We start from the raw sequence: 25,110 nt of genomic DNA, 5'->3' as shown, positions 1-25,110 counted from the left end.
TTCCGAGGGGCCGCCGTCCGGCCCGTCTCAGTTGGTCGATTCCGGGTGGAGCCCGGGGCCGTCGCCGTGCTCGGCCAGGGGTGTCGGCGAGAGGTCGGCCGGTTCCTCGTCGGCCTCCAGCAGGGTGTCGGCGGGGCCCACGATCAGCGGGTCGGGCCGGCCCACGGCCCGGTGGTCCTTGGCGGGGTAGTCGCAGCGGTCCAGCAGGCTGCGCATCGCCGCCAGCCGGCCGCGGCGCTTGTCGTTGTTCTTGACCACCGTCCAGGGCGCGTGCTCGGTGTCGGTGGCCCGGAACATGTCGACCTTCGCCGCGGTGTAGTCGTCCCAGCGGTCCAGCGAGGCGAGGTCCGTCGGCGACAGCTTCCAGCGGCGTACCGGGTCGACCCGGCGGATCGCGAAACGGGTCCGCTGCTCGGCCCGGGAGACGGAGAACCAGAACTTCACCAGCAGGATGCCGTCATCGGTGAGCATGCGTTCGAACAGCGGCGTCTGTTCGAGGAACGCGCGGTACTCGGGCTCGGTACAGAAGCCCATCACGCGTTCGACACCCGCCCGGTTGTACCAGGAGCGGTCGAAGAAGACGATCTCGCCGGCGGAGGGAAGGTGGGCGACGTAGCGCTGGAAGTACCACTGGCCGGCCTCCTTCTCGGTCGGTTTGTCCAGTGCGACCACGCGTGCGCCGCGAGGGTTCAGACGTTCGGTGAAGCGCTGGATGGTGCCGCCCTTGCCCGCCGCGTCGCGGCCTTCGCACAGCACCACGATCCGCTGTCCGGACTCCTTGACCCAGCGCTGCATCTTGAGCAGCTCGATCTGCAGGACCCGCTTCTCCCGCTCGTAGTCGGTCCGGCGCACCTTGCGGTCGTAGGGGTGGTTCTCCCGCCAGGTGTCGATGGGGGTCCGGTCGGCGTTGAGGAGGACCGGCTTCTCCGGTCTGCGCTCGTCGATCCGCAGGCCGTCGAGGAGGTCCGCCTCGGTGGGCTCTTCGTCGCGCGGCGTCCCGTCCTCGCGCCCCGCCCCGTCCCGGCTCACGCGGCACGCTCCCGCCGGGGCAGCGCGCGCACGGGTGCGGCCGGTGTGCGGGCGGCCCGTACCCGGTACGTCGTCCGCGCCGGGTCGGCGACGGGATCGCCGAGGGTGATCCGCCCGGCGGCGTGCAGCGCGTCGCACTCGGCGGTGGGCAGCGCGACGTAGCAGCCGCCTCTGCCGGTGGCGGAGTCCAGCGGGCGCCAGTAGCTGTACCTGCGCCGCCCGCCCTCGCGCACGGTGACGAAGACGGGGGTGCGTGCGTCGGCGACGATCCTCAGGACCTCGGCCTCACCCTGGCCGAGCGGGGTGTGGCGCGCGGTGGCACGGGAGGCGGTGGTCCGCGGTCGGACGGCGTGAAGCGGCATCGGCAATGGCCCTTCCAGGTCAGTGACTCGAGACCGCCTACCCGGTCCGGCCGGTGTTGATCTCGGTTACCCGCATTCTGCGGCACCACACTGACAATGACGTGGGCCGCGCGCCGGAACTCGCAGGTCAGCCGAGGGCGGAGGCGCTCACGTGGCCGCCCGCGCGGCTCAAGGGGTGCGGATTGACCCGGGCGAAGCCCTCTTGGCGCTCGTAGGGGAAGTACGGGTAGGGGGCGGCCTTGGCGCTGGCGGCGTCGAGCCGGGCCGCCTGGTCCTCGGTCAGGGACCATCCCACGGCGCCCAGGTTCTGCCTGAGCTGGTCCTCGTTGCGGGCGCCGATGAGGACCGAGGAGACGGTCGGGCGCCGCAGCAGCCAGTTGACGGCGATCTGCGGGACGGTCCGGCCGGTCTCCTCCGCGAGGGCGTCGAGGCAGTCCGTGACGCGGTAGAGGAGGTCGTCCGCGACGGGCGGCCCGTAGTCGGCGGTGGCGTGCAGCCGGCTGTCCGGGGGGAGGGGGCGACCGCGGCGGATCCGGCCGGTGAGCCGTCCCCACCCGAGAGGGCTCCAGACGACGGCTCCGACCCCCTGGTCGACGGCCAGCGGCATCAGCTCCCACTCGTAGTCCCGTCCGACGAGGGAGTAGTAGACCTGGTGCGCGGCGTAGCGCTGGTACCCGTGGGTGTCCGCGTCGGCCAGCGACTTCATCAGCTGCCACCCGCTGAAGTTCGAGACGCCTGTGTAGCGGAGCTTCCCGGCGCGTACGAGGTCGTCGAGGGTGGCCAGCACCTCGTGCACCGGGGTGCCCGCGTCGTAGGCGTGCAGCTGGAAAAGGTCGATGTAATCCGTGCCGAGCCGGCGCAGGGCCTGGTCGACGGCCTTGATCAGACGCGTCCGCGAGGTCCCGGCGTCCCCCGGGCCGTCCCCCGTCGGCAGACCGGCCTTGGTGGAGATCAGCACCTGGTCGCGGCGTCCCTTGACGGCGGCGCCGAGCACTTCCTCCGAGGCGCCCGCGGAGTAGACGTCGGCGGTGTCGAACATGGTCACCCCCGCTTCCAGGCAGATGTCGACCAGCCGGCGCGCCTCTGCCGCGTCCGTGTCGCCCCAGGCGCCGAAGAGTTCGCCGCGCCCGCCGAAGGTGCCCGCGCCGAAGCTCAGTGCCGGGACCATGAGCCCGGACGCGCCCAGTCTCCTGTATTCCACAACCGCATCCCCTCGTCCGGCCGTCGCGCACGACGGCGACTTTTAACGGGACTTCCGTTCCGTTAATGTGAGACACACGCTAGCACCAGCCATCCATTAATGGAACAGGAGTCCCGTTATGGCATCCGAGAGCACAGGCCACGGCACCGTTCGACCCGGCGGCCGCACCGCCCGGGTGCGGTCCGCCGTACTCCGGGCGGCCGGCGACGCGCTGGCGGAGCACGGACTGGCCGGCCTCGACCTGGCCGACGTGGCGCGCCGCGCGGAGGTCGGCAGGACGACGGTCTACCGCCGCTGGGGAACCCCGGCCCACCTGGTCGCGGATCTGCTCGCGGACATGGCCGAGCAGTCGCTGCCCCGCACCGAGTCCGGCTCGCTCCTCGGCGACCTGCGGGCGAACGCCCGGCTCGTGCAGCGCACGCTGGCCGAGCCCCGCCAAGGCGCCCTGTTCAAGGCCGTCCTGGCCGCCGCCACCTGCGACCCGCAGACGGCGGCCGCCCTGCACCGGTTCTACGAGGTCCGCGTCGCGGAGTGGGAGCCCTGCGCCCGGCAGGCCGTGGAACGCGGCGAACTGCCGGCGGCCACCGACACCCGCGAGGTGATCCGGGCCGTCTCCGCCCCCCTCTACTACCGCCTGCTGACCACCGGCGAACCGCTCGACGAGGCGGCGGCCGACCGCGCCGCGGAGGCCGCCGCGGCTGCGGCACGGGCCGGGGTCTTCACCCGGCCGACGGCCTGACGGTCGGCCCGAACCGGGCCGCCCGGACCGAAGAGTTGCCCGAACTCTTGCCCGGACTCTTGCCCGATCGAGGTCTCACTACTTAAATCACACCTTGAACTAAGCCGCCGCGTCCTGCGGTTGGCGCTGGGCCACTCCTTGTCCGCACCCGCAGAAAGCCCACAGATGAGACTCAGATCCTTGGGTGTCGCGCTCGTCGCCACGGCGGCGCTCGTCACCCTTCCCGCTCCTGTCACGGCCACCGCAGCCGACACGCCCCTCTCCCAGGGCCGCACGGCCACGTCGTCGTCGGCCGAGAACGCCGGAACGCCCTCGGGCAACGCCGTCGACGGGAACACGAACACCCGTTGGTCGTCGGCCGCGAGCGACGACCAGTGGCTCCAGGTCGACCTGGGCGCCACCGCCTCCGTCACCCGGGTCGTCCTCGACTGGGAGGCGGCCTACGGCAAGGACTACAAGATCCAGCTCTCCCCGGACGGGAGCACCTGGACCGACGCGAAGACGGTGACCGGCGGCGACGGCGGCACCGACACCGTGGACGTCTCGGGCCAGGGACGGTACGTCCGCATGCAGGGCGTCCACCGGGCCACCGACTGGGGTTACTCCCTGTGGGAGTTCCAGGTCTTCGGCACCACCGGCCCCGCCGCCCCCGGCTCCTGCGACAGCGCCGACGCCGCGCGCGGCAAGCCCGCCTCCGCCTCCTCCGTCGAGAACGCCGGGACACCCGCCGCCGCGGCGTTCGACGGCGACGCCGGCACCCGCTGGTCCAGCCAGGCCTCGGACCCGCAGTGGCTGCGGGTCGACCTGGGCGCGGTTCGCGACCTGTGCAAGGTGGACCTGCACTGGGAGGCCGCCCACGCCAAGGAGTTCCGGATCGAGGCCTCCTCGGACGGACAGAGCTGGCACACGCTGAAGAGCGTCACCGGCGCCACCGGGGGCAAGGCCTCCTACGACGTCAGCGGTTCGGGCCGGTACGTCCGCGTGTACGGCACCGCGCGCGCCACGGGTTACGGCTACTCGCTCTGGGAGTTCGCCGTGCACACCGGGACGACCGGCACTCCCCCGGTCGAGGGCGGCGGCGACCTGGGCCCGAACGTCATCGTCGTGGACCCCTCGACCCCGAACCTCCAGCAGCGCTTCGACCAGGTCTTCGCCCAGCAGGAGTCGGACCAGTTCGGCAGCGGGCGCTACCAGTTCCTGCTGAAGCCGGGCACCTACAACGGCCTCAACGCCCAGCTCGGCTTCTACACCTCGGTCTCCGGCCTGGGCCTCAACCCGGATGACGTCCAGCTCAACGGCGACATCACCGTGGACGCCGGCTGGTTCAACGGCAACGCCACGCAGAACTTCTGGCGTTCGGCCGAGAACCTCGCGATCCGGCCCGTGAGCGGCACCAACCGCTGGGCGGTGGCCCAGGCGGCACCCTTCCGCCGCATCCACGTGCAGGGCGGCCTCAACCTCGCGCCCAACGGCTACGGCTGGGCCTCCGGCGGCTACATCGCCGACTCGAAGGTCGACGGCACGGTGGGCCCCTACTCGCAGCAGCAGTGGTACACCCGCGACAGCTCGGTGGGCGGCTGGACCAACGGCGTCTGGAACATGACGTTCACCGGAGTCGAGGGCGCGCCCGCAAGCAACTTCGAGACCGGCCCGTACACCACGCTCGACACGACGCCGATCTCCCGCGAGAAGCCGTTCCTCTACCTGGACGGCGACGAGTACAAGGTGCGGGTGCCCGCCAAGCGGACCAACGCCCGCGGGGTGTCCTGGCCCGCCAACGCCGGCGGCACCTCGCTGCCGCTCAGCCAGTTCTACGTGGTCAAGCCGGGCGCGACGGCCACGACCATCAACGCCGCGCTCGACCAGGGTCTCAACCTGCTGTTCACGCCCGGGGTCTACCACATCGACAAGACCATCGAGGTCGACCGCGCCAACACCGTCGTGCTGGGCCTCGGCCTGGCCACGATCATCCCGGACGGCGGCGTCGACGCCATGCACGTGGCCGACGTCGACGGTGTGCGGCTCGCGGGCTTCCTGATCGACGCGGGCCCGCAGAACTCCGACACGCTGCTGCGGATCGGGGCGCCGGGCTCGGACGCCGATCACGCGGCCAACCCCACCAGCATGCAGGACGTGTTCATCCGGATCGGCGGCGCGGGGCCGGGCAAGGCCACCGACTCCGTTGTGGTCAACAGCGACGACGTCCTGATCGACCACACCTGGATCTGGCGGGCCGACCACGGCGAGGGCGTCGGCTGGGAGACCAACCGCGCCGACTACGGCTTGCGCGTCAACGGCGACGACGTCCTCGCGACGGGGCTGTTCGTCGAGCACTTCAACAAGTACGACGTGTACTGGAGCGGCGAACGCGGACGGACCATCTTCTTCCAGAACGAGAAGGCGTACGACGCCCCGAACGAGGCCGCCATCACCCACGACGGCATCGTCGGCTACGCGGGCTACAAGGTCGCCGACTCGGTGAACGAGCACGAGGCGGTGGCCCTGGGCAGCTACTGCAACTACACGTCCGATCCGGGCATCGTCCAGCACCACGGGTTCCAGGTGCCGGTCAAGCCGGGCATCAGGATGCGCCACCTCCAAGTGATCTCGCTGGGTGGCATGGGCCAGTACCGGCACGTCATCAACGACACCGGCGCGCCCACGTCGGGGACGAGCACCGTGCCGTCCAAGGTCACGCAGTTCCCGTGACCGGAAGGTAGGACGCGGTGCGCCCGCGCGCACGGGGGTGGGCCCCGGGCGCGCGGGCGCATTCGCAGGGTCAGGCCAGTTGCACGAGCAGGTCGCCGCCCTCGACCTGCTGGATGCGGTTGATGGCGAGACGGGTGACCGTGCCGGCCTTCTGGGCGGTGATCGTGGCCTCCATCTTCATCGCCTCGATGGTGGCCACGGTGGCACCGGCCGCCACCTCGTCGCCCTCGGCGACGGCGAGGGTCACCACACCGGCGAAGGGCGCCGCGACGTGGCCGGGGTCGGTCCGGTCCGCCTTCTCGGTGACCGGCACGTCGGAGGCCGCCGAGCGGTCGCGGACCTGGATGGGCCGGATCTGCCCGTTGAGCGAGGACATCACGGTGCGCATGCCGCGTTCGTCGGCGTCGCCGACCGCCTGGAGTTCGATGAGCAGCCGGACGCCGGGGTCCAGGTCGACCGTGTACTCCTTGCCCGGGCGAAGCCCGTAGAAGAAGTCCTTGCTGTCCAGGACGCTGGTGTCACCGAACGACGCGCGATGGGTGTCGAACTCGCGCGCCGGCCCCGGGAACAGCAGCCGGTTGAGGGTCGCCCTGCGGTCCTTGGCCAGCCCCGTGCGGTCGTCGGCGCTCAGCTCGGGTACCGGCTTGGCCTCGGCCCGCCCCCGCAGCGCCTTGCTGCGGAACGGCTCGGGCCAGCCCCCGGGCGGGGTGCCCAGCTCACCGCGCAGGAAGCCGACGACCGAGTCGGGGATGTCGAAGCGGTCCGGCTCCGCCTCGAAGTCCGCCGGGGAGACACCGGCCCCCACCAGGTGCAGGGCCAGGTCGCCGACCACCTTGGAGGAGGGCGTGACCTTCACCAGGCGGCCCAGCATCCGGTCGGCGGCCTCGTACATCGCCTCGATGTCCTCGAAGCGGTCGCCGAGACCGAGCGCGATGGCCTGGGTGCGCAGGTTGGAGAGCTGCCCGCCGGGGATCTCGTGGTCGTAGACCCGGCCGGTCGGGGAGGCGAGGCCGGCCTCGAAGGGGGCGTAGACCTTGCGGACGCTCTCCCAGTACGGCTCCAGGTCGCCGACGGCCCGCAGATCGAGGCCGGTGGGCCGGTCGGTGTGGTCGGTGGCGGCCACGATCGCCGACAGGGACGGCTGCGAGGTGGTGCCGGCCATGGACGCCACCGCTCCGTCCACGGCGTCCGCGCCGGCCTGGACGGCGGCCAGGTAGGTGGCGAGCTGACCGCCGGTCGTGTCGTGGGTGTGCAGGTGCACCGGCAGGTCGAACTCCCGGCGCAGCGCCGACACCAGGGTCGCCGCGGCCGGGGCGCGCAGCAGGCCGGCCATGTCCTTGATCGCCAGGACGTGGGCGCCCGCGTCCACGATCTGCTCGGCGAGGCGCAGATAGTAGTCGAGGGTGTAGAGCCGCTCGGCGGGGTCGGACAGGTCGGCGGTGTAGCAGAGGGCCACTTCCGCGACGGACGTCCCCGTCTGGCGTACGGCCTCGATGGCGGGACGCATCTGCTCGACGTCGTTGAGGGCGTCGAAGATGCGGAAGATGTCGATGCCGGTGGCGGCGGCCTCCTGCACGAAGGCGTCGGTCACCTCGGTCGGGTAGGGGGTGTAGCCCACCGTGTTGCGGCCGCGCAGCAGCATCTGGAGGCAGATGTTGGGCACGGCCTCGCGCAGGGCGGCCAGCCGCTCCCACGGGTCCTCGGCGAGGAACCGCAGCGCCACGTCGTAGGTGGCGCCGCCCCAGCACTCCAGGGAGAGCAGCTCGGGCAGGGTGTGGGCGACCACCGGGGCGACGGCGAGCATGTCCTTGGTGCGCACCCGGGTGGCGAGCAGCGACTGATGCGCGTCGCGGAAGGTGGTGTCGGTGACCCCGATGGTGGAGGACTCGCGCAGGCGGCGGGCGAAGCCCTCGGGGCCCAGCTCGGCCAGCAGTTGCCGGGACCCGGCCGGGGGCTCCCCCGCGGGCACCGCCCGCAGCTTGGTCATCGGGTCGGCCAGCTCGGGGCGCTCACCGTGCGGCTTGTTCACGGTGACGTCGGCGAGGTAGGTCAGCAGCTTCGTGCCGCGGTCGGCGGAGTGCCGGGCGGTGAGCAGGTGCGGGCGCTGCTCGATGAACGAGGTGGTGACCTGGCCCGCCTGGAAGTCGGGGTCGTCCAGGACCGCCTGGAGGAACGGGATGTTGGTGGCGACGCCGCGGATGCGGAACTCGGCCACGGCGCGCCGGGCTCGGTTCACGGCGGTGGTGAAGTCCCGGCCGCGGCAGGAGAGTTTGACCAGCATCGAGTCGAAGTGGGCGCTGATCTCCGTACCGGCGTGGGTGGTGCCGCCGTCGAGCCGGATGCCGGAGCCGCCGGGCGAGCGGTAGGCGCTGATCTGCCCGGTGTCGGGGCGGAAGCCGTTGGCCGGGTCCTCGGTGGTGATGCGGCACTGGAGGGCGGCGCCGCGCAGGGTGATGTTCTCCTGCGCGAGCCCGAGGTCCGCCAGCGTCTCACCGGCGGCGATGCGCAGCTGGGACTGGACCAGGTCGACGTCCGTGACCTCCTCGGTGACGGTGTGCTCGACCTGGATGCGGGGGTTCATCTCGATGAAGACGTGGTTGCCGTCGCGGTCGACGAGGAACTCCACGGTGCCGGCGTTGCGGTAGCCGATCTGCCGGGCGAAGTTCACCGCGTCGGCGCAGATCCGCTCGCGCAGGGCGGGGTCGAGGTTGGGCGCGGGCGCCAGCTCGATCACCTTCTGGTGGCGGCGCTGCACCGAGCAGTCCCGCTCGAAGAGGTGGATGACGTCGCCCTGCCCGTCGGCGAGGATCTGCACCTCGATGTGGCGGGGCTCCACGACCGCCTTCTCCAGGAAGACCGTGGAGTCGCCGAAGGCGGAGGCGGCCTCCCTGGAGGCCGCCTCGATGGCCTCCCGCAGCTGCTCGGGGTCCTCGACCCGGCGCATGCCGCGCCCGCCACCGCCGGCGACCGCCTTGACGAACACCGGGAAACCGATGCCGTCGGCGGCGCGGACGAGTTCGTCCACGTCGGTGGAGGGCGCGGAGGAGCCGAGCACCGGTACGCCGGCCTCGCGGGCGGCGGCCACGGCACGGGCCTTGTTGCCGGTCAGCTCCAGGATCCTGGTGTCGGGTCCGACGAAGGTGATGCCGGCCTCTTCGCAGGCACGGGCCAGCTCGGGGTTCTCCGACAGGAATCCGTAGCCCGGGTACACGGCGTCGGCCCCCGCGCGGAGCGCCGCGCGGACGATTTCCTGCACGGAGAGATACGCGCGAACCGGATGCCCCGGCTCCCCGATCTCGTAGGCCTCGTCGGCCTTGAGCCGGTGCAGCGAGTTGCGGTCCTCGTGCGGGAAGACGGCGACGGTGCGCGCGCCGAGCTCGTAGCCCGCCCGAAACGCGCGGATCGCGATCTCACCGCGGTTGGCGACCAGCACCTTGCGGAACATTCTTGATCCCTTCAGCCTGCCGGGTGACGAGACCATCGTGTCGGCGCCGTCTCCGGTACGCCATGTGAGCCGGGCCACTCCCGGACCGGCGCACCCGGGCGGTGCGCCGTCGCGGACGTGGGCGGGTCAGACGTCGGAATCGATTCCGGTGACCAGCGTCGGTCCGAGCGGCGCGCTGCCGCGGTCCAGGCCCGCCGTGCGCAGGGCGGAGTCCGCGATCTCCTTGGCACGGCTCTCCGCGTGCGCGGCGGTGTCCGCCTCGACGGTGAGGCGGATGGTGAAGGTGCCGTCGTCGTTGACCGAGAGGGCGTCCAGGTCCTCCTCGTCTCCCAGGTGGGTCCCGTGCGGGTCGTCGGGGCGCAGTGCGCGGGCCAGCTCGTCCGTCGTGGCGTCCTGGACCGTACCGGTGAACGTGCCGGGCACCGAGATGACGTATGTCGTCATGACACTCCTCCTTCTGATCCCCTCCGCCTACCCGCGGGGCCCGGCCGCAGGCGTTCCGTCACCCCAGGGCGGCGGTGAGGCGGTGGCGCAGGCGCTCCACGCCGACCGGGGTGCGGAAGGGGGCGGCGACGGCGCAGCCCGGGAGTCCCGCCCTTGCCAGGGTGGACAGCAGGGCCCGGGGACCGCTGTCGAGGTAGGTGGTGAAACCCGCCCGGCGCAGCGCGTGCAGCGTGCGGTGGAAGGCCATGGGCTCGGTGAGGTGGGCGGCGGCCGAGGCGCGCAGCTGAGCCGGGGTGTCCAAGGGACGGTCCGTGACGGTCGTGTACACGGCGAGAGCGGGTGGTGTGACGGGCTGCGCGCTCAGGAGGCGGCGGAAGGACCGGTGAACGTCGGTGAGCAGGGGGTGGTGGTAGGCGGTGCGGCTGGTCAGCGGCGTGGCGCGGTGGCCGAGTTCGCGGGCCGCGCACGCCGCGGTGGCCAGCTGGTCCTCGGGGCCGGCCAGGACCGTCTGGGCGGGCGCGTTGCGGGCGGCGATCCGCACCCGGGCCAGCGCCCGGGTGCGCAGCAGCTCCGCTGCCCGGCCGGCGGTCAGGTCGGTGGCCAGCAGGCCCGCCGCCGGCAGCGCGGCGTCGCGCAGCAGCCGGTCGCGCAGGTGCAGCAGCCGGACGCCTTGTTCCAGGGTGAGCACGCCGGCGGCGGTGAGAGCGGCGAGGTCGCCCATGCTGTGGCCGAGCACCGCGTGGACGGGCCGGGCGGCGAGGTCGAGCAGGACGGCGGCCAGGGCGGTCACCGCGGTGTAGGTGGCCAGGTCGAAGGCGAGGGGGTCGGTGCGCAGGAGCTGGTCGGGGCCGGGCGCGCCGGGGTCGGTGAGGAGACGGGCGACGGGTGGCCCGGCGGCGCCGAGGGCGGTGCTGTGGGCGTCCACCCTCCGCAGTACGTCCGCCACGGCCGGCAGGTCCCGCAGGTGGCGCAGCGCGCCGGGGAGGTAGGCCCCCTGGCCGGGGCACATCAGCACGGTGCGCGGTGTGCCTCCGGCGGGGGCCGGGCCGCCGTGGCTCATGAGGCGCCGGTGAAGGCGAGTGCGACGTTGTGGCCGCCGAAACCCATGCTCGTGGTGACGGCCGCGAGGGATCCGGGAGGCAGCGCCGCGGGGCTGGGTCCCACGACGTTCAGGCCGGTCTGATCGATCGCGGGGTCGAGGCGTTCGAGACTGCACGCGGGCGGTGCGGTCCGCTCGCGCAGGGCGAGCAGGGTGAGGACGGCCTCGATGGCGCCGGCCGCCCCGAGGGTGTGCCCGAAGGCGGCCTTGGTGGCGCTGACCGCCACGTCCTTGAGGCCCTCGGCGAAGATCCGGCGCAGAGCCTGTGCCTCGCCGAGGTCGCCGAGCGGTGTCGACGTGGCGTGGGCGTTGACGTGCCGGACCTGCCCCGGACGGAGCCCGGCGTCGTTCAGGGCCTCGTCGACGGCGGCGGCGCAGCCCGTGCCACCGGGCGCGGGCTGTGCGACGTGGTGGCTGTCGTTGGTGATGCCGGCTCCGGTCAGCCGGCCGTGGACGCGGGCGCCGCGGGCGGCGGCGTGCGCGGCGCTCTCCACGACGAGCATGCCGGCGCCCTCGCCCATCACGAAGCCGTCCCGTTCGGCGTCGAAGGGTCTGGACGCGCCCTTGGGGTCGTCCAGGCGCCGGGAGAGTGCCCGCAGCCGCGCGAACCCGGCGAGGGCGAGCGGATGCAGCGCGGCTTCGGCACCGCCCGCGACGACGATGTCGGCACGGCCGTCCCTGATCATGCCGAGGGCCTGGGCGAGGGCCTCGGCGCCGGAGGCACAGGCGCTGACGGGGGCGTGCACCCCGGCCTTGGCTCCCACCATCAGTCCCACCTCGGCCGCCGGGTGGTTGGGCAGCATGACGGGGATGGTGCGCGGGCTCACCCGTCCGGGGCCCCGGGTCCTCAGGCGGTGGTCGTGCTCCAGGATGCTGGTGAAGCCGCCCAGTCCGACCCCTACGACCACGGCCACCCGCGAACCGTCCGCGGAGAGGGACGACGGGTCCTCGAATCCGGCGTCGCGCGTGGCCTCGCGCGCGGCGACCAGGGCGAACTGCGCCGAGCGGTCGCAGTGCGCCGCCTTGGCGGGGGGCAGGACCGTGCCGGGATCGACCGCGGCGGGCGCCGCGAGGTAGGTCTGCGCGGGGCCGTCCGGCGTCGCGAAGTCGACGCGCTCGATGCCGCACACGCCGTCCAGCAGGGCCCGCCAGGTGGTGGGGACGTCGCCGCCCAGCGCGGTCGTCGTGCCGAGTCCGGTGACGACGGCGTCCCGTTCGTGGCGGTCCGGGCCGGCCGCGTGTCGTGGGCTCACGCGGTACCGCCCGCGGGAGCGGCGGCGCTCCGGGCCAGGTGCGCGGCGATCTGCCGGACCGTCGTGAGCTGTTCCGCCTGCTCCTGGGACACCTCGATCTGCCAGCGGTCCTCGATCGCGGCGATCAGCTCCAGCATGGCCAGCGAGTCGACGCCCAGGTCGTCCTTGAGGGAGGAGTCCGGTACGACTTCCTCCACGGACAGGTCCTCGACGGTGGCGGCCAGCAGTTCCCGCAGTTCGGCGAGGAGTTCTCGTTCCTCGGCGGTGGATGTCATGCCGGTTCCTCCTTCTCGTCCGGCGATCTGCCGGACGCACGCCGACAGGCTGTCCGGCCCTCCGGCACGGCAAGCGCCCCGGAGGGGGTGACGGCGGGGTGCCGGGAGCACATGAGGGGCGTCGGCGGACCATCTGTGTCCTCCCTTCACGTTGAGGCGCCCCGCCGCGGGGTGAGGGCGGCGGGCGGTGAGCGCGTAAAGGGGCCGCGCGTAAGGGGACCGCGTGGACCGCCGGCCGGGGCCGTCTTTTCCTCAGCGGACTTTGGCGGCTCTTTTAAGGCTTTCTGAAGATGACCTTCGAACGGCCGTTTCCCCCCGTTCGGGTCCTAGGCTCTCGAACACCCCCCACAGTCCCGGTGGGCGCGGTCGCGTCCACCGGGTCCGGGTACGGGGTTCCGACAGCCGACAGACAAGCCGAGGTGTCCTGCGTATGGGTTCCCGCCGAGCCGCTCGCCCGTCCCGCTCCCACGCCCGCCCCCGCGGCGGGTTCCGGACCCGCGGTACCGCGCTGGTGCTCGGCGCGGTCACCCTGACGGCGGGCGTCGGGATCACCCTGGCGGTCGCGGACGGCGACGACGGCGGGGCCTCGGACCAGGTGAGCGCGGACGCCGCCGGGCAGACGCCGGAGGCCGAGGACGCGGGCGGCGCATCGCCCCTGGCGTCCGCATCGGCGAGCCCGAGCGCCACGGCGAGCGGTTCACCGAGCGCGAGCGCGGAGCCGACGAAGAAGCCGAAGAAGACGGCGAGCCCGTCCACCGGCGCCGCGAAGGCGGACCCTCCCGCGTCCCGCACGCCCGAGAAGGCGACGGCGAAGAGCGGCGGCGACCGCTCGGCGGGCGGCGGCGACACGGGGGCGGACAGCGGGTCGGGGTCGGGTTCGGGCTCCAGTGGGTCGAGCGGGCCCGAGGCCCAGGTCCTCGCACTGGTGAACGAGGAGCGGGCCGCCGCCGGCTGCTCGCCGGTCACCGCCAACGACAAGCTGACCCGGGCCGCGGACGACTACAGCGACGTCATGGCGAGCAGCGGTGTGATGTCCCACACGGGCCCGGACGGCTCCACCATGACGAGCCGCGTCGAGGCCGCCGGCTACCAGTGGTCCACGCTCGGTGAGAACATAGCCCGCGGTCAGGCGGACGCGGCGGCGGTGATGGACTCGTGGATGAACAGCGAGGGCCACCGGGCGAACATACTCAACTGCTCCTTCAAGGAGCTGGGCGTCGGCGTCCACGTCGGCGACGGCGGCCCCTGGTGGACCCAGAACTTCGGCGCGAGCCGCTGACCCGTCTCACCGCTGAGCGTCCTCGCGGACGCCGGCCAGCACGAACGACACCCGCACCCGCGCGCCGCCCATCGGCGCGCGGGTGATCGTCAGTTCGCCGTCCGCCGCGCGGGCCGCCCGGGCCACGATGTCGAGGCCGAGCCCGGTGGAGCCGCCGACGCTGACGCCCCGGGTGAGCGCCGCCTCGGGATCCGCCACGCCCGGCCCGGCGTCGTCGACGGTGAGGAAGACGTACCGCTCCTGCCGCTCCACGAGCACGGTGAAGGCGGTGCCCTGCGGTGTGTGCCGGAAGACGTTGCCGATCAGGGCGTCGACGACGGCCGCGAGGTCGTCCTCGGGGAACGCGACCGGTGCCGGGCGCGGAGTCAGGGAGCGCTGGTACGCCCGGCCCTGCTGGCCCGCGAGGACGGACCAGAACTCCAGGCGCATCGCGACCACCTCGGCGACGTCGCACGGTTTCCCCGCCACCCCCGCCCCGCCGAGCTGCGCCGCGGCCAGGGGCGTACGCGCCGCCGCGATGATCGCGTCCAGCTCGCTCTCCAGCTGCCCGGCCGCCTCCGTGACCCGCCGGGCGCTCGGGGTCGCGCCCATCCGGTCGGCCTCCAGGTAGAGGGCGGTCAGCGGGGTGCGCAGCCGGTGGGAGAGGTCGGCGACCAGCTCGCGTTCCACGGCCAGCAGGTCCACGACCCGGTCGGCCATGCTGTTGAACGCCACTCCGGCCTCCTGCAGTTCCGGCGGCCCGTCCGGTTCCACCCGTACGTCGAGGTCGCCGGAGCCGAGGGCGAGCGAGGCGCGCTTGAGGCCGCGCGAGGAGCGGACGACGCGGGCGCCGAGCCGGTCGGCGACCAGCACCGAGCCACCGACCAGGCCGAGGGCGAGCAGCGCCATGACGCCCCACGAGGCGGCGACGCCCCGGGTGAGGTCGGCGGCGGGGACGTAGGCCTCGACGACCGCGACCCGGTCGCCCCGCAGGACGACGGGCTGGAGGTAGACCCAGCCGTCGTCGGTGTCGACGGCAAGGGTCTCGCGCCCCCGTACAGCCCGGTCCAGCGTGCTCTCGGGGGCGTGCGGGGTGCCGACGAAGCCGCCGTCGGGGAGCCGGACCACGAGCTGGTCGGAGGAGCCCAGCTCGGCGACGGCCTGCTGCACGTCGGCGCGCCGGGTGGTGAGGGCGAGCACCGGCGACAGGGCGGAGGCGCGCTGCTCGGCTGCGGTGGTGACCCGGTCCCGGGCCTGTTCGCGCACGAGCAGGGCGAGCGGGATGAGGAACGACAGCGCCACCATCGAGGTGACGGCCAGGGCGATCCCGGCGAGGGCACGTCTCATGGCGAGCTGACCAGTTTGATTCCGATGCCGCGCACGGTGTGGAGATAGCGGGGCTTTCGCGCCTTCTCCCCCAGTTTGCGACGGAGTGCGGAGAGGTGGACGTCCACCGTCTGGTCCTCCACGTACGGCTGCTGCCACACCTCGGCGAGTATCCGCTGCCGGGACATGACCTGGTCGGCGTTGGCCGCGAGGTAGGCGAGCAGGTCGAACTCGCGGCGGGTGAGGGGAAGTTCCCGGCCGGCGAGGTGCGCGGTGCGGGCGGTGGCGTCGATGCGCAGGTCGCCGACCTGGAGGACGGGCCGGCGCGCCGCGCGGACGTCGGCGGGCACCGAGCGGCGCAGCACGGCGGCGAGGCGGGCGGCGAGCTGGCCGCCGGAGAAGGGCTTGACCATGTAGTCGTCGGCGCCCGCGTTGAGCAGCCGGATGACCTCGGTGTCGTCGTCGCGCGCGGTGGCGACCAGCACCGGCACGCGGGATATGCCCCGGATCATCCGCAGCACGTCGAGCCCGTCGAGGTCGGGCAGCCCGAGGTCGAGCACGACGATGTCCGGCGGGCTCTGGGTGATCTCGCGCAACGCCTCGAAACCCTGGTGCGCGGTCTTCACGGCGTAGCCGTGCCCGGTCAGGACCTCGATCAGCGCGGCCCGGATCACGGGGTCGTCCTCGACGACAAGTACGGAGGCCATGGGCAGGCACGTTAGCCGGTCCGTCACTATGGTGTCGTGTCCCGCCTTCTGCGCTACCTGATCATCTGGCTGTCGTGCACGGCGGCCAGTGTCACGGCCGTCATCATCACGATCCACTTCGTGGTGGGCTCGACCCGGCCGACGGCACCGGTCGCGCAGTCGGCACCGAAGGAGCTGCCGGCCTCTCCCGCGCCCAGACCGTCCAGGACCGCGAAGCCCTCCCCCAGCGCCTCGCCCACCAGCCGGAAGCCCAGTCCGACGCCGTCCCGTACGAGCACGAGGCCGCCGAGCCCGACCGCGAAGCCCACGCCGACCGCGCCCACCGCCTCCCCGCGACCGCCGGGCGGCGGAGGCGACCCGGGGTGCGAGGAGGGCGGCGCGGGCGTGTACACGGTGCCTTCGGAGGGCGGCAAGGCGACCGTGCGGTTCGGCGGTTCCGGGGTGTGTCTGATCTCTGCGGTGCCGAACCAGGGCTTCACGGTGAGTACGGAGCAGAGCGAGCCGGAGAACCTGACGGTGACGTTCTCGGCGAGCCGCCACCGCTCGGAGATCACCGCGACGACGCGGCCGCGGAGCCAGGCCAACGTCCGTGAGGTGTCGTGGTGACGTCGGTCACGCCGTGGCGCAGTCGGACCCGTTGAGGCGGAACGCGGCCGGGGCGGTGTTGGCGGCGCCCTTCCCGGCCGTGAAGCCGAGGGTGACCGTGGAGCCGGCCGGGATGGTGGCGGTGTAGGAGGCGGGGGCGACGCTCACCGCACCGGCGTTCTGGGTGGCGGTGCCTCCCCACATGTTGCTGATGGTCTGGCCGTCCGCGAAGGCGAACGCCAGCGCCCAGGGGGTGATGGCGGCGGTGCCGGTGTTGCGGACGGCGATCTCGCCCTGGAAGCCGCCCGGCCACTCGCCGACGACCCGGTATCCGACGGAGCAGGCCGCGCCCGGAGTGCCGCCCTCGTCGGTGGTGACGTCGACGGTGGCCGAGCGGGCGGAGCGGTTGCCCGCCGCGTCCCGGGCGTAGACGGCGAAGGTGTAGGCGGTGCCCGCGGTGAGGCCGGTCACCGTGGCGGTGGTGCTCGTGGACGCGGCGACCCCGGTCTCGGCGCCGTCGGCGACGCGGACGACGTCGTAGCCCCTCACGCCGGTGTCGTCGGTGGACGCGGCCCAGCCGAGCGTGACCGACGTGTCCGTGACCGCGGAGGCGGCGGGCGCTCCGGGTGCCGTCGGGGCCTCGGTGTCGCCCGGGGTGCCGCCGCCGTAGACGGTGGCCTCCTTCGCGGTCTGGGCGATGCCGTTGACGCCGTGGAAGATGCGCTCGCCCCAGGAGCTGAGCCGGCTGGGGTCGAAGTCGAGGGCGAGGTCGAGGACCGGGTCGGTGTTGCCGCTCCAGGACCAGGCCAGGTAGCCGAGGTCGAGCTGCTCGGCGGTGGCCATCATGGTGTCCTCGTCCGGATCGCCCCACTGGTCGGCGGGGCCGCCGAACTCGCCGATGAGGATGGGCAGTCCGGCGTCGACGAAGGCGTTCAGGTAGTCGGTGATCTCCTGGGCCGTGTCGTAGACGCTGTACATGTGGATCGAGAAGATCAGGTTGCCGGTGGGGTCGGCGTCGTACACGGACTTCGCGTCGGCCCGCATGACGCCCTGCCAGTCCTGGCCCCAGTTGGGCGCGTCCACCATGATCGTGTGCTGGAAGCCCGCGTCGCGCAGCTTCTCGACCGCCGCGATGGTCGGCGCGGTCCAGCCGGCGGGGTCGGTGTTGCCCCAGGGCTCGTTGCCGATGTTGACGACGACGTAGTCCTCCTGACCGGCCAGCACGTCCTTGAGGCCGATCCAGTAGTCGGCCGCATGGTCGAGGGTGCCGGCCGCGGCGTCCTCGCCGTAGCCGGTGGTGTCGTGCACCTCCAGCACGCAGATCAGCCGGTTGGCCTTGCACTGTCCGACGACGGCGGCGACGTCCTCGGGGCTGTTCTCGCTCCAGCGGTGCCCGTCGGAGAGGACGACGCGGACGGTGTTGGCGCCCAGCGCCTTCACGTCCGCGAGGGACTGCGTCTCGCCGGGGTACCAGGTGTGGGCGTGGTTGACCCCGCGCATGACGAAGTCGTTGCCGTTGCCCTCCAGTAACCGGCCCTCGCTGATGTGCAGTCCGGCCGCCTGCGCACCGACCGCCGGCTGGGCCACTGCCGTCGAGGGGCAGAGGGCACCGAAGAGGACCAGCCCGATCAGGGCGGCGAGCCCTGCCATGAGGCGGACCAGAGGGCTCTTCGGCGTGTTTCGTCTTGCTGTGCGCACGGCGACTCCAGGAGTAGTGCGGACACGGGGTCTGTGGCGTGGGAGCGCTCCCACGCCACAGACCCCATCCACTCACTGCGCCGCGTACACGTCAAGACGTCGCACAGAAAACGCTTGCCCCACCATCCGATGGCATCCGGACGGTGGGGCGGGCAGGCACTGCGGCACCGTCCCTGGGTCAGCCCTCTTCGCGCAGGCCCCAGGGGGACCCGTACTCGGTGAGGAGGTCGAGGAAGGGGCGCGGCGGGAACGCCTCGGGGCCGAGGACCCCGGTGCCCTGCCAGGCGCCGGTGGCGAGGAGTTCGAGGGCGACGACCGGGTTGACGGCGGTCTGCCAGACGACGGCCTGGGAACCGTACTCGCGCATCGACCACTCGTTGTCGACGACGTGGTAGAGGTACACCTCGCGCGCCGCGCCGCCCCGGGTGCCCTTGACCCAGGTGCCGGCGCAGGTCTTGCCGGTCATCCGGTCGCCCAGGCCGGCCGGGTCGGGCAGGCAGGCGGCGACCACGTCGCGCGGGGACACGCCGACCGGGCCGTCCGCGCCGGGCACGGTCACCTCGGCGGTGGAGTCCAGGCCGAGTTCGTGGAGGGTCCGCAGCTTGGCGATGAAGTCCTCACCGAGGCCGTACTTGAACGTCACCCGTCGGGTGTCCACCCAGCGCGGGATGAGCAGCACCTCCTCGTGCTCGACGTTCACGCACTCCACGGGGCCGATGCCCTCGGGGAAGTCGAAGGTCTCGGGCTCGCTGAACGGCGCGGTGGTGAACCAGCCGCGGTCCTTCTCGAAGACGACCGGCGGGTTGAGGCACTCCTCGATGGTGGTCCAGATGTTGAAGGACGGCGCGAAGTCGTAGCCCTCGACGGTCAGGTTCGCGCCGTCGCGGACCCCGATCTCCTCGATGTCGTCGAAGAGTTCGTCCGCGGCATAGCGGGCGAAGACGTCGGAGAGGCCGGGTTCCACGCCCATGCCGACCAGGGCGACCCGGCCGGACTCGTCCCAGCGACCGGTCAGGGCGAACTGGTCGTCGCCGAGCTTCACCCCGCACTCCTCGTGCGGGCGGGAGGGGTGCGGGACGGACAGCGACATCGCCATGTCCAGGTAGTGGGTCCCGGCCGCCAGCGCCGCCTCGAACAGGGGCATCACGAAGCGCGGGTCCGTCGCGTTGAGCAGGACGTCGCAGCGCTGCTCGGCGAGCATCCGGCGTACGGCCTCGCCGTCCGAGGCGTCCAGCCGCCGGGCGCTGAAGCGGTCGCCGTCCTCGCCGAGCGCGGCGACCGCGGCCTCGGCACGGGCGAGGTCGTAGTCGGCCACGACCATGTGGGTCAGGAACCGCCTGCGGGCCGCGATCCTGGTGACGGCGGTACCGACACCGCCCGCGCCGACGAGGAGTACACGCATGTCGGACACCTTTCTGGCTCGTCACGGAAGACGGGCGCCTCCCGGGTACCCCCGATGGAACGGGAGCCCGAACGGTAAGGTCAACCGTGTTGGCATAAGGCTGCCGCGATGGCGGTGACGAGGAGGAGTGCGATGCCGAAGCCGGTGGTACGGGACGAGGCACGGCGCAGGCGGCGTCCGACCCGGCAGGGCACGGTGCTGTCCGAGACGCTGATCGTGGACACCGCGCTGCGGCTGCTGCGCGAGCACGGCGGCAGCGGACTGACCGCGCGGCGCCTGGGTCTCGCGCTGGGCGCGGACCCGAGCACCCTCTACCGGTACTTCGCGGGGATGGACGACCTCACACGGGCCATCGGCGACGAGCTGATGGGCCGGGCCCTGGAGAGCTGGACGGCGACCGGCCGGTGGCGTGCCGACCTGCGGGCCCTGGGCCTCGCCATCCACTCGGCCTACCTGGCCCACCCGCAGGCCGCCGTGCTCACCGCGAGCCGGGTCACCGGGCGCCCCCGGGAGATCGCCGTGGACGAGACCATCCTCGGCATCCTGCGCGGCGCCGGTCTGCCGGACGAGGACGCGGCCCGCATCTACCACACCTTCATCGACCAGAGCCTGGCCTTCGCGGCGCTCGACGCCGGTGCGCTCGCGCTGACGGAGGAGAGCCGGACGGCGGACGAGGACATGTGGGCCACCACGTACGCACGCCTGCCGGCGACGTCGCACCCCCACATCGCCGCCACGGCACCACTCCTGGCCCGGCGGATGCCGCACAGCGCCTACCCGGTCGCCCTGGAGATGCTGCTGGACCACATGGCGGCGCGTCTGGGGTCGTGAGGGACGCGCGTGCTCCGTGGTGGGAGGCCGGCTCGCTCGCTGCGCGAGGACGGCTCGCCCCCGCTCAGTCCACCGTCACCACCACGGAGTGCCACCCGCTCGCGCCGTCCGGCACGGTCTTGGTGCGCTTCTCGGTCTGCACCTCGCCGGTGCGGTCGGTGGCCCGCACGGTCAGGGTGTGGCCGCCCTTCGTGGCCTTCCAGGCGTAGGACCACTGACGCCAGGTGTCGCGGGAGTCCTCGGCCGCGAGGGTGGCCTCCTGCCAGGGGCCGTCGTCGACGCGGATCTCGACCTTGTCGATGCCTCGGTGCTGGGCCCAGGCGACGCCCGCGACCATCACCGTGCCCGCCCCGGGCCGGCCGAAGGGCTTCGGCGTGTCGATCCGGGACTGGGTCTTGATCGGGGCCTCGCGGGCCCAGTCGCGCTTGACCCAGTACGAGTCGTAGTCGTCGAACGTCGTCAGCTCGATGTCCTTGATCCACTTGCAGGCCGAGACATAGCCGTAGAGGCCGGGCACGAGCATGCGGACCGGGAACCCGTGGTCGAAGGGCAGGGGTTGGCCGTTCATCCCGACGACGAGCATCGCGTCGCGGCCGTCCATGACGTCCTCCACCGGGCTGCCGATGGTCATGCCGTCCGTGGAGCGGGCGACGAGCTGATCGGCGGGGCCGCCCGCCGACGGCGGCCGCACGCCGCACTCCTGAAGGAGGTCGGCCAGCCGGACGCCGATCCAGCGGGCGTTGCCCACGTACGGGCCGCCGACCTCGTTGGACACACAGGTGAGGGTGATGTCGCGTTCGATCAGCTCGCGCCGCAGCAGGTCGTCGAAGGTCAGGGTCCTCTCCCGGGTGACTCCCTTGCCGTGGACGCGCAGCTTCCAGGTCGTCGCGTCGACCTTGGGGACCACCAGGGCGGTGTCGACCCGGTAGAAGTCGCTGTTGGGGGTGAAGAAGGAGCTGACCCCGTCCACCCGTACCTGGGCACGGCGGGGCACGGCGGGGGCGCCCGAGGCGGGCCGCGGGAGGGTGATGCCCTCGCGGGACGCGACGGCTTCGCGGCCGCCCGCGCCGCTCAGGGCCCGGCCCAGTGCACCGGCCCCGGCGGAGGCGGCGGCAGCGGCGGTCGCCGCGATCACGAAGCGGCGCCGGTCCCAGTCCTCGCCCTCTCCGTCCAGGACGTCCCGGCCCGGTGCGGGCAGGTGGCCGACGAGGAAGTACAGCAGCACCGCGCCGGCGACCGCGCCCACCACCGAGGGCAGGGCGTCCGTGACGCCCGTGGAGTCGGGCCGGCCGAGGGCGGCGGCGGCGCCGACGACACCGAAGACCAGGACGCCCGCGGCTCCCGTACGCCGGTGGCGGAGGGCGAGCACGCCGAGGGCCAGGGCGAACAGCGTCAGGACGGCGAGGATGCCGAGCTGGAGGACCAGCTTGTCGTTGGTGCCGAAGGAGCGGATCGCCCAGTCCTTGACGGCGGCCGGCGTCCGGTCGATGGCGGCCCCGCCGACCGCGACGACCGGACCGGCCTGCGGTCGCACGGCCACCGCCGCCAACTCGGCGGCGGCGAGCGCCGCGCCGCCCGCCAGCAGGCCGCTCAGCGCTCCCAGTCCGAGGCGGGTCCAGCGGGCGGCCGGCTGCTTGCGCGGGGTCTTCTCGTCGTCACTCACGCCGGTAATCCGGCGCCGGGCGGCGGGCGGATTGGTGACCGTGGGCAGCCGGCGCGAAGGCGTGCCGTAGTACCGCCCGCATCGCGTGCCGGATCGCCGCACGCGCCTCGTCGGTGTGGTCGATGGTCTCGAATCCGTGGTGCCCGTGCGGTACGTCGACCACTTCCAGGTCCGCCCCGCGGTCCCGGGCCGCCGCCAGGAACTCCTCGACGGTGGCGGCGATCTCGGGCATCTCCCGTCCCACCCGGGTGAGTACGAGGGGCAGCGCCCCCGTGTGCGCCAGCGCCCGCGCCGGGTGGAAGCGGGTGCCGGACAGCCCCCAGTTGGGAAGCGGGGCGAGGACCGGGTAGGTGGCGGCGAGGCAGCGCAGCCACGCCGGGGGCGCGGCCAGCCAGTCGGCGGTGAGCAGACCGCCGCCGGAGAAGAACCACAGCGCGATCCGGTCGGCGTCCACCCTGGGGTCGCCCCGGACCAGTTCGACGGCGGCGGCGACGTCGGCGGCGGCCCGCTCGTAGTCGCCGAGGTCGTGCAGTCGGTGGTCGAGGAGCACGCCCACCGCCCCCTCCCGGGCCGCGTACCGAGCGTGCCCGGTCAGTCCCGGCCAGCCTCGCGGGGTCGGGGCCGCGTCGGCGGGTACCGGGCCGCCGTGCACGAACACCACGGCGGGGCGCGGCTCCTCGGCGTCGGGCAGGTACAGGTCGACGTTGCCGTGCCGTTCCCGGGGGACTTCGGGGACGTCCAGCACGAACGGCCGCAGGTGCGCGGGCGGTTCGGCGTCGTCGACGGGCGTCAGGCGGTGCCCCTCGCCGGCCGCGGCCCGCAGCAGTACGTCGCCGAGGTCGGCCGGGCTGGAGAGCATCGGCCAGTGTCCGGTGGGGAGTTCGAAGAACGACACGCGCGGGTCGGTCAGGGCGCGCAGCGCGGGGTCGCCAAGACCCACCAGCATCTGGATCAGCTCGATGCTGGTGCCGTTGGCGGTGCAGAGCACTCCGGTGGAGGGCACCGTGTCGACGGCTCCGGTCAGCCGCAGCGGCTGGAGCAGGGTGCCGAGCGGCTGCGGGGCGGCGAGCGCGGTGAGCCGGTCCAGGGCCGCGGCCGGGATGCCCTCGGTGCTGCCCCAGCGCTGCCACGCGTCGTGGGCCGGGGGCGGCAGCAGTCCGTCGTGGCTCTCCTCCCCGCCCACCCGCTCGCGCAGGGACTGGTCGGGCACCGCGGCCAGCGCCGGGACGCCGTCCCTCGGCAGGCCCGAGTCGAGGTGCACGATCCGGGCGACGCGGTCCGCGCGCCGGTCGGCGGCGCCGACGGCCGGGTGGATGCCGTAGTCGTGGCCGACCAGGACGACCTTCCGGTCCGGCCCGGTCTCCACCGAGTCGATCACCGCGAGTACGTCCGCGATGTGGGTCTCCAGGTCGACGCCGGTGCCCGGCGCGGCGCGCGGCCCGTCGAGACCGGTGAGGGCGACGGTGTGCGCCCGCGCGCCGGCGGTGGTGAGGCGCGCGGCGGTGTCCTGCCAGATGTGGGTGCCGGTGAACATGCCCGACACCAGGATGAACGTGGTCATGGTCGCTCCCTCGTCGCGGAGTCCGGTACGGCGTCGTCGCGATGCCGTCCGTCCGCGGACCGGGCCGATCACCGGTCCGCGTTCGCCGGTACGGTAGGAACTCCCCCTGAGGGAGGTTCAAGTGGTCACGTCGTACGACGGTCTGTGCGGCATCGGCGAACTCGCCGAGCGGGCGGGTGTCACCGTCAAGACCGTCCGCTTCTACTCCGACCGCGAGCTGCTGCCGGAGGCCTCCCGCAGCGCGGGCGGGCACCGGCGGTACGGCCCCGAGGCGCTCGACCGGCTGCGGTTGATCCGGTCGCTGCGCGCGCTGGGTCTGTCCGTGCCCGAGGTACGCCGGGTTCTCGAGGAGGAGGACGAGGCCGGTGGACGGGGCGGTGAGGGCGGGACGCTGGAGGACGCGGTCGCCGGACGGCTGCGCGAACTCGGCTCGGAGCTGCGGGCGATGCGCTGGCGGGAGGCGGCGCTGCGGCTGGTGCAGGAGTGCCCGCCCGGGGAGCGGGCCGCCCGTCTGCGGCTGATCGGCGCCGTGTCGCTGCCGCCCAGCACGGCGCCGCTGGTCCGGTTCTGGCGCGGCTGGCTGCCGGCCCGGATGCCGGCCCCGGCGGCCGGGGCGTTCCTGGACGTGGCGGTTCCGCAGCCGCCCGACGACCCGGCCCCTGGCCAGCTCCTGGCCTTCGCCCGTCTCAACGCCCTCACGCTCGCTCCGTGCCCGGGCACGGCGCAGCCGCAGCCCGAGGCGCACCGGGTCTCCGGGGCCAGGGGTGCGGCCGTGCTGTACGCGGGGCTGGCGGAGGCGTACGAGCTGGCCGGTGTGCACCTGCGCCGGGACCGGGAGCCGCGGCCCGGCGAGGCGCTGGACGGTTTCGTCGCCGCGTACACGAGTGCGTACGGGGTCCGGGACACGCCCGGCTTCCGGCGCCGGCTGGCCGGGCAACTCGCCGCCGACCCGCGGCTCGACACCTACTGGGACCTGGTCTCCGAGGTGCGTACCCCGCCGGGCGGCAGGCCGGAGCCGACCCCCGGGGCCGCGCACGACTGGCTGCTCGCGGCGCTTGCCGCACAGACGGGGGCGTTCGGGGGGACCGGGGAGTCCGTGGGTCAGGGCACGTCGCCGCGCCAGTCGAAGCGGCGGGGGTCCCCCGGCCTGGGGGCGTACGCGGAGCGGCCGCCCGCGCCGTAGTGGCCGATCTCGGTGGCCAGGGACACGCCCCGGCCGCGCTCCTGGTCGGTGAGGTCAGTGACGTCCAGCAGCAGGCCGTCGAGGGGACCGCCCACCAGTTGCGCGTACACGCGTCCGGCGCGTGGTCCGGGGCTGTCGTGGTCGGCGCCGTAGACCCTGCCCCGCATGAACTCCACTTCATCCATGACGGGCAGCCTCGCATCCGCCACTGACAACGGCCGGGTTGCAGGGGCCGGACAGGGGTCCTAGTAGTGCTTGGTCATGTGCGGTCTGGGATGGCGTGTCTTCTTGATCGGTCGTGTCGTTGATCGGGTGTGCTGGGTGGGGAGTTGGCTGCGGT

General features: G+C 73.3%; 21 protein-coding genes. 5 read left to right on the top strand and 16 right to left on the bottom strand.

What is annotated here, in order from left to right; translation table 11 throughout:
* Nucleotides 1-27: 27 nt before the first annotated feature.
* The 3 genes from ppk2 to ACFW01_RS13600 all read right to left on the bottom strand — a co-directional run bounded on the left by ppk2 (nt 28) and on the right by ACFW01_RS13600 (nt 2,592).
* Nucleotides 28-1,029, bottom strand: coding sequence for a polyphosphate kinase 2 (ppk2, locus tag ACFW01_RS13610; RefSeq protein WP_384503633.1), 1,002 nt, complete (start codon nt 1,027-1,029; stop codon nt 28-30).
* Nucleotides 1,026-1,391 carry a hypothetical protein gene (locus ACFW01_RS13605; protein WP_384503631.1) on the bottom strand — a complete coding sequence of 122 codons (366 nt, stop codon included), beginning with the start codon at nt 1,389-1,391 and terminating at the stop codon, nt 1,026-1,028. The genes ppk2 and ACFW01_RS13605 overlap by 4 nt, the downstream gene beginning before the upstream one ends.
* Before the next feature lie 127 nt (nt 1,392-1,518).
* Nucleotides 1,519-2,592 carry an aldo/keto reductase gene (locus ACFW01_RS13600; RefSeq protein ID WP_234957897.1) on the bottom strand — a complete coding sequence of 358 codons (1,074 nt, stop codon included), beginning with the start codon at nt 2,590-2,592 and terminating at the stop codon, nt 1,519-1,521.
* A gap of 118 nt (nt 2,593-2,710) precedes the next feature.
* Here ACFW01_RS13600 and ACFW01_RS13595 point away from each other — a divergent pair, with 118 nt between their 5' ends.
* Both ACFW01_RS13595 and ACFW01_RS13590 read left to right on the top strand, forming a co-directional pair.
* Nucleotides 2,711-3,331, top strand: coding sequence for a TetR/AcrR family transcriptional regulator (locus tag ACFW01_RS13595; protein WP_234957898.1), 621 nt, complete (start codon nt 2,711-2,713; stop codon nt 3,329-3,331).
* A gap of 165 nt (nt 3,332-3,496) precedes the next feature.
* Nucleotides 3,497-6,040: a discoidin domain-containing protein gene (locus ACFW01_RS13590; RefSeq protein WP_384503629.1), complete on the top strand. Its 2,544-nt coding sequence runs from the start codon at nt 3,497-3,499 to the stop codon at nt 6,038-6,040.
* 70 nt (nt 6,041-6,110) lie between these two features.
* Here the strand turns inward: ACFW01_RS13590 and ACFW01_RS13585 are convergent, their stop codons facing one another.
* The 5 genes from ACFW01_RS13585 to ACFW01_RS13565 all read right to left on the bottom strand — a co-directional run bounded on the left by ACFW01_RS13585 (nt 6,111) and on the right by ACFW01_RS13565 (nt 12,556).
* Nucleotides 6,111-9,485 carry a pyruvate carboxylase gene (locus ACFW01_RS13585; RefSeq protein WP_384503627.1) on the bottom strand — a complete coding sequence of 1,125 codons (3,375 nt, stop codon included), beginning with the start codon at nt 9,483-9,485 and terminating at the stop codon, nt 6,111-6,113.
* Between the two features lie 126 nt (nt 9,486-9,611).
* The gene (locus ACFW01_RS13580) at nt 9,612-9,929 is read right to left on the bottom strand and encodes a hypothetical protein (protein WP_384503625.1); all 318 of its coding nucleotides are present in this window, start codon (nt 9,927-9,929) and stop codon (nt 9,612-9,614) included.
* 58 nt (nt 9,930-9,987) lie between these two features.
* Nucleotides 9,988-10,989, bottom strand: coding sequence for an ACP S-malonyltransferase (locus tag ACFW01_RS13575; protein WP_384503623.1), 1,002 nt, complete (start codon nt 10,987-10,989; stop codon nt 9,988-9,990).
* The gene (locus ACFW01_RS13570) at nt 10,986-12,281 is read right to left on the bottom strand and encodes a beta-ketoacyl-[acyl-carrier-protein] synthase family protein (RefSeq protein WP_384503621.1); all 1,296 of its coding nucleotides are present in this window, start codon (nt 12,279-12,281) and stop codon (nt 10,986-10,988) included. The genes ACFW01_RS13575 and ACFW01_RS13570 overlap by 4 nt, the downstream gene beginning before the upstream one ends.
* A complete protein-coding gene (locus ACFW01_RS13565; RefSeq protein ID WP_384503619.1) occupies nt 12,278-12,556 on the bottom strand; it encodes an acyl carrier protein in 279 nt (92 codons plus the stop codon). The genes ACFW01_RS13570 and ACFW01_RS13565 overlap by 4 nt, the downstream gene beginning before the upstream one ends.
* A gap of 430 nt (nt 12,557-12,986) precedes the next feature.
* On the opposite strand from ACFW01_RS13565, the gene ACFW01_RS13560 reads away from it, so the two are divergent.
* Entirely contained in the window at nt 12,987-13,835 is an 849-nt protein-coding gene (locus ACFW01_RS13560) for a CAP domain-containing protein (protein ID WP_384503617.1), read from the top strand.
* A 6-nt stretch (nt 13,836-13,841) separates the two neighbouring features.
* On the opposite strand, the gene ACFW01_RS13555 is transcribed toward ACFW01_RS13560, so the two are convergent.
* The 5 genes from ACFW01_RS13555 to ACFW01_RS13535 form a co-directional block, all read right to left on the bottom strand.
* A complete protein-coding gene (locus ACFW01_RS13555; RefSeq protein WP_234957906.1) occupies nt 13,842-15,161 on the bottom strand; it encodes a HAMP domain-containing sensor histidine kinase in 1,320 nt (439 codons plus the stop codon).
* Nucleotides 15,158-15,847 (bottom strand): response regulator transcription factor, encoded by a 690-nt coding sequence (locus tag ACFW01_RS13550; RefSeq protein WP_361363371.1) that lies wholly within the window; start codon nt 15,845-15,847, stop codon nt 15,158-15,160. Before ACFW01_RS13550 ends, ACFW01_RS13555 begins: the two co-directional genes overlap by 4 nt.
* Before the next feature lie 53 nt (nt 15,848-15,900).
* Nucleotides 15,901-16,431 carry a hypothetical protein gene (locus ACFW01_RS13545; RefSeq protein ID WP_384503614.1) on the bottom strand — a complete coding sequence of 177 codons (531 nt, stop codon included), beginning with the start codon at nt 16,429-16,431 and terminating at the stop codon, nt 15,901-15,903.
* 28 nt (nt 16,432-16,459) lie between these two features.
* The gene (locus tag ACFW01_RS13540) at nt 16,460-18,082 is read right to left on the bottom strand and encodes a cellulase family glycosylhydrolase (RefSeq protein WP_384503612.1); all 1,623 of its coding nucleotides are present in this window, start codon (nt 18,080-18,082) and stop codon (nt 16,460-16,462) included.
* 226 nt (nt 18,083-18,308) lie between these two features.
* Nucleotides 18,309-19,532, bottom strand: a complete 1,224-nt coding sequence (locus tag ACFW01_RS13535; protein WP_384503610.1) for a saccharopine dehydrogenase family protein — start codon at nt 19,530-19,532, stop codon at nt 18,309-18,311.
* 132 nt (nt 19,533-19,664) lie between these two features.
* Between ACFW01_RS13535 and ACFW01_RS13530 the strand changes: the two genes are divergently transcribed.
* Complete coding sequence (locus ACFW01_RS13530) at nt 19,665-20,363, top strand: TetR/AcrR family transcriptional regulator (RefSeq protein WP_234957911.1); 699 nt, start codon at nt 19,665-19,667, stop codon at nt 20,361-20,363.
* A gap of 64 nt (nt 20,364-20,427) precedes the next feature.
* On the opposite strand, the gene ACFW01_RS13525 is transcribed toward ACFW01_RS13530, so the two are convergent.
* The gene (locus ACFW01_RS13525; RefSeq protein WP_384503608.1) at nt 20,428-22,026 is read right to left on the bottom strand and encodes a sulfite oxidase; all 1,599 of its coding nucleotides are present in this window, start codon (nt 22,024-22,026) and stop codon (nt 20,428-20,430) included.
* On the bottom strand, nt 22,019-23,587 hold the full coding sequence (locus ACFW01_RS13520) for an alpha/beta hydrolase (RefSeq protein WP_384503606.1): 1,569 nt from the start codon (nt 23,585-23,587) through the stop codon (nt 22,019-22,021). Before ACFW01_RS13520 ends, ACFW01_RS13525 begins: the two co-directional genes overlap by 8 nt.
* A 121-nt stretch (nt 23,588-23,708) precedes the next feature.
* On the opposite strand from ACFW01_RS13520, the gene ACFW01_RS13515 reads away from it, so the two are divergent.
* Complete coding sequence (locus tag ACFW01_RS13515) at nt 23,709-24,770, top strand: MerR family transcriptional regulator (RefSeq protein WP_234957914.1); 1,062 nt, start codon at nt 23,709-23,711, stop codon at nt 24,768-24,770.
* Here ACFW01_RS13515 and ACFW01_RS13510 read toward each other — a convergent pair.
* The gene (locus ACFW01_RS13510) at nt 24,689-24,955 is read right to left on the bottom strand and encodes a hypothetical protein (RefSeq protein WP_234957915.1); all 267 of its coding nucleotides are present in this window, start codon (nt 24,953-24,955) and stop codon (nt 24,689-24,691) included. The genes ACFW01_RS13515 and ACFW01_RS13510 overlap by 82 nt on opposite strands.
* Nucleotides 24,956-25,110: the final 155 nt, after the last annotated feature.

This window comes from Streptomyces sp. NPDC058985 (assembly GCF_042740985.1).
Classification (GTDB): Bacteria; Actinomycetota; Actinomycetes; order Streptomycetales; family Streptomycetaceae; genus Streptomyces.
This window is presented reverse-complemented; position numbering and strand designations above follow the sequence as displayed.

Excerpts from the sequence above, each read along its gene's own strand:
- ACFW01_RS13605 (WP_384503631.1), bottom strand. The coding sequence starts at position 1,391 with ATGCCGCTTCACGCCGTCCGACCGCGGACCACCGCCTCCCGTGCCACC.
- ACFW01_RS13595 (WP_234957898.1), top strand. The coding sequence starts at position 2,711 with ATGGCATCCGAGAGCACAGGCCACGGCACCGTTCGACCCGGCGGCCGC.
- ACFW01_RS13590 (WP_384503629.1), top strand. The coding sequence starts at position 3,497 with ATGAGACTCAGATCCTTGGGTGTCGCGCTCGTCGCCACGGCGGCGCTC.
- ACFW01_RS13585 (WP_384503627.1), bottom strand. The coding sequence starts at position 9,485 with ATGTTCCGCAAGGTGCTGGTCGCCAACCGCGGTGAGATCGCGATCCGC.
- ACFW01_RS13580 (WP_384503625.1), bottom strand. The coding sequence starts at position 9,929 with ATGACGACATACGTCATCTCGGTGCCCGGCACGTTCACCGGTACGGTC.
- ACFW01_RS13575 (WP_384503623.1), bottom strand. The coding sequence starts at position 10,989 with ATGAGCCACGGCGGCCCGGCCCCCGCCGGAGGCACACCGCGCACCGTG.
- ACFW01_RS13565 (WP_384503619.1), bottom strand. The coding sequence starts at position 12,556 with ATGACATCCACCGCCGAGGAACGAGAACTCCTCGCCGAACTGCGGGAA.
- ACFW01_RS13560 (WP_384503617.1), top strand. The coding sequence starts at position 12,987 with ATGGGTTCCCGCCGAGCCGCTCGCCCGTCCCGCTCCCACGCCCGCCCC.
- ACFW01_RS13555 (WP_234957906.1), bottom strand. The coding sequence starts at position 15,161 with ATGAGACGTGCCCTCGCCGGGATCGCCCTGGCCGTCACCTCGATGGTG.
- ACFW01_RS13550 (WP_361363371.1), bottom strand. The coding sequence starts at position 15,847 with ATGGCCTCCGTACTTGTCGTCGAGGACGACCCCGTGATCCGGGCCGCG.
- ACFW01_RS13540 (WP_384503612.1), bottom strand. The coding sequence starts at position 18,082 with ATGGCAGGGCTCGCCGCCCTGATCGGGCTGGTCCTCTTCGGTGCCCTC.
- ACFW01_RS13535 (WP_384503610.1), bottom strand. The coding sequence starts at position 19,532 with ATGCGTGTACTCCTCGTCGGCGCGGGCGGTGTCGGTACCGCCGTCACC.
- ACFW01_RS13530 (WP_234957911.1), top strand. The coding sequence starts at position 19,665 with ATGCCGAAGCCGGTGGTACGGGACGAGGCACGGCGCAGGCGGCGTCCG.
- ACFW01_RS13520 (WP_384503606.1), bottom strand. The coding sequence starts at position 23,587 with ATGACCACGTTCATCCTGGTGTCGGGCATGTTCACCGGCACCCACATC.
- ACFW01_RS13510 (WP_234957915.1), bottom strand. The coding sequence starts at position 24,955 with ATGGATGAAGTGGAGTTCATGCGGGGCAGGGTCTACGGCGCCGACCAC.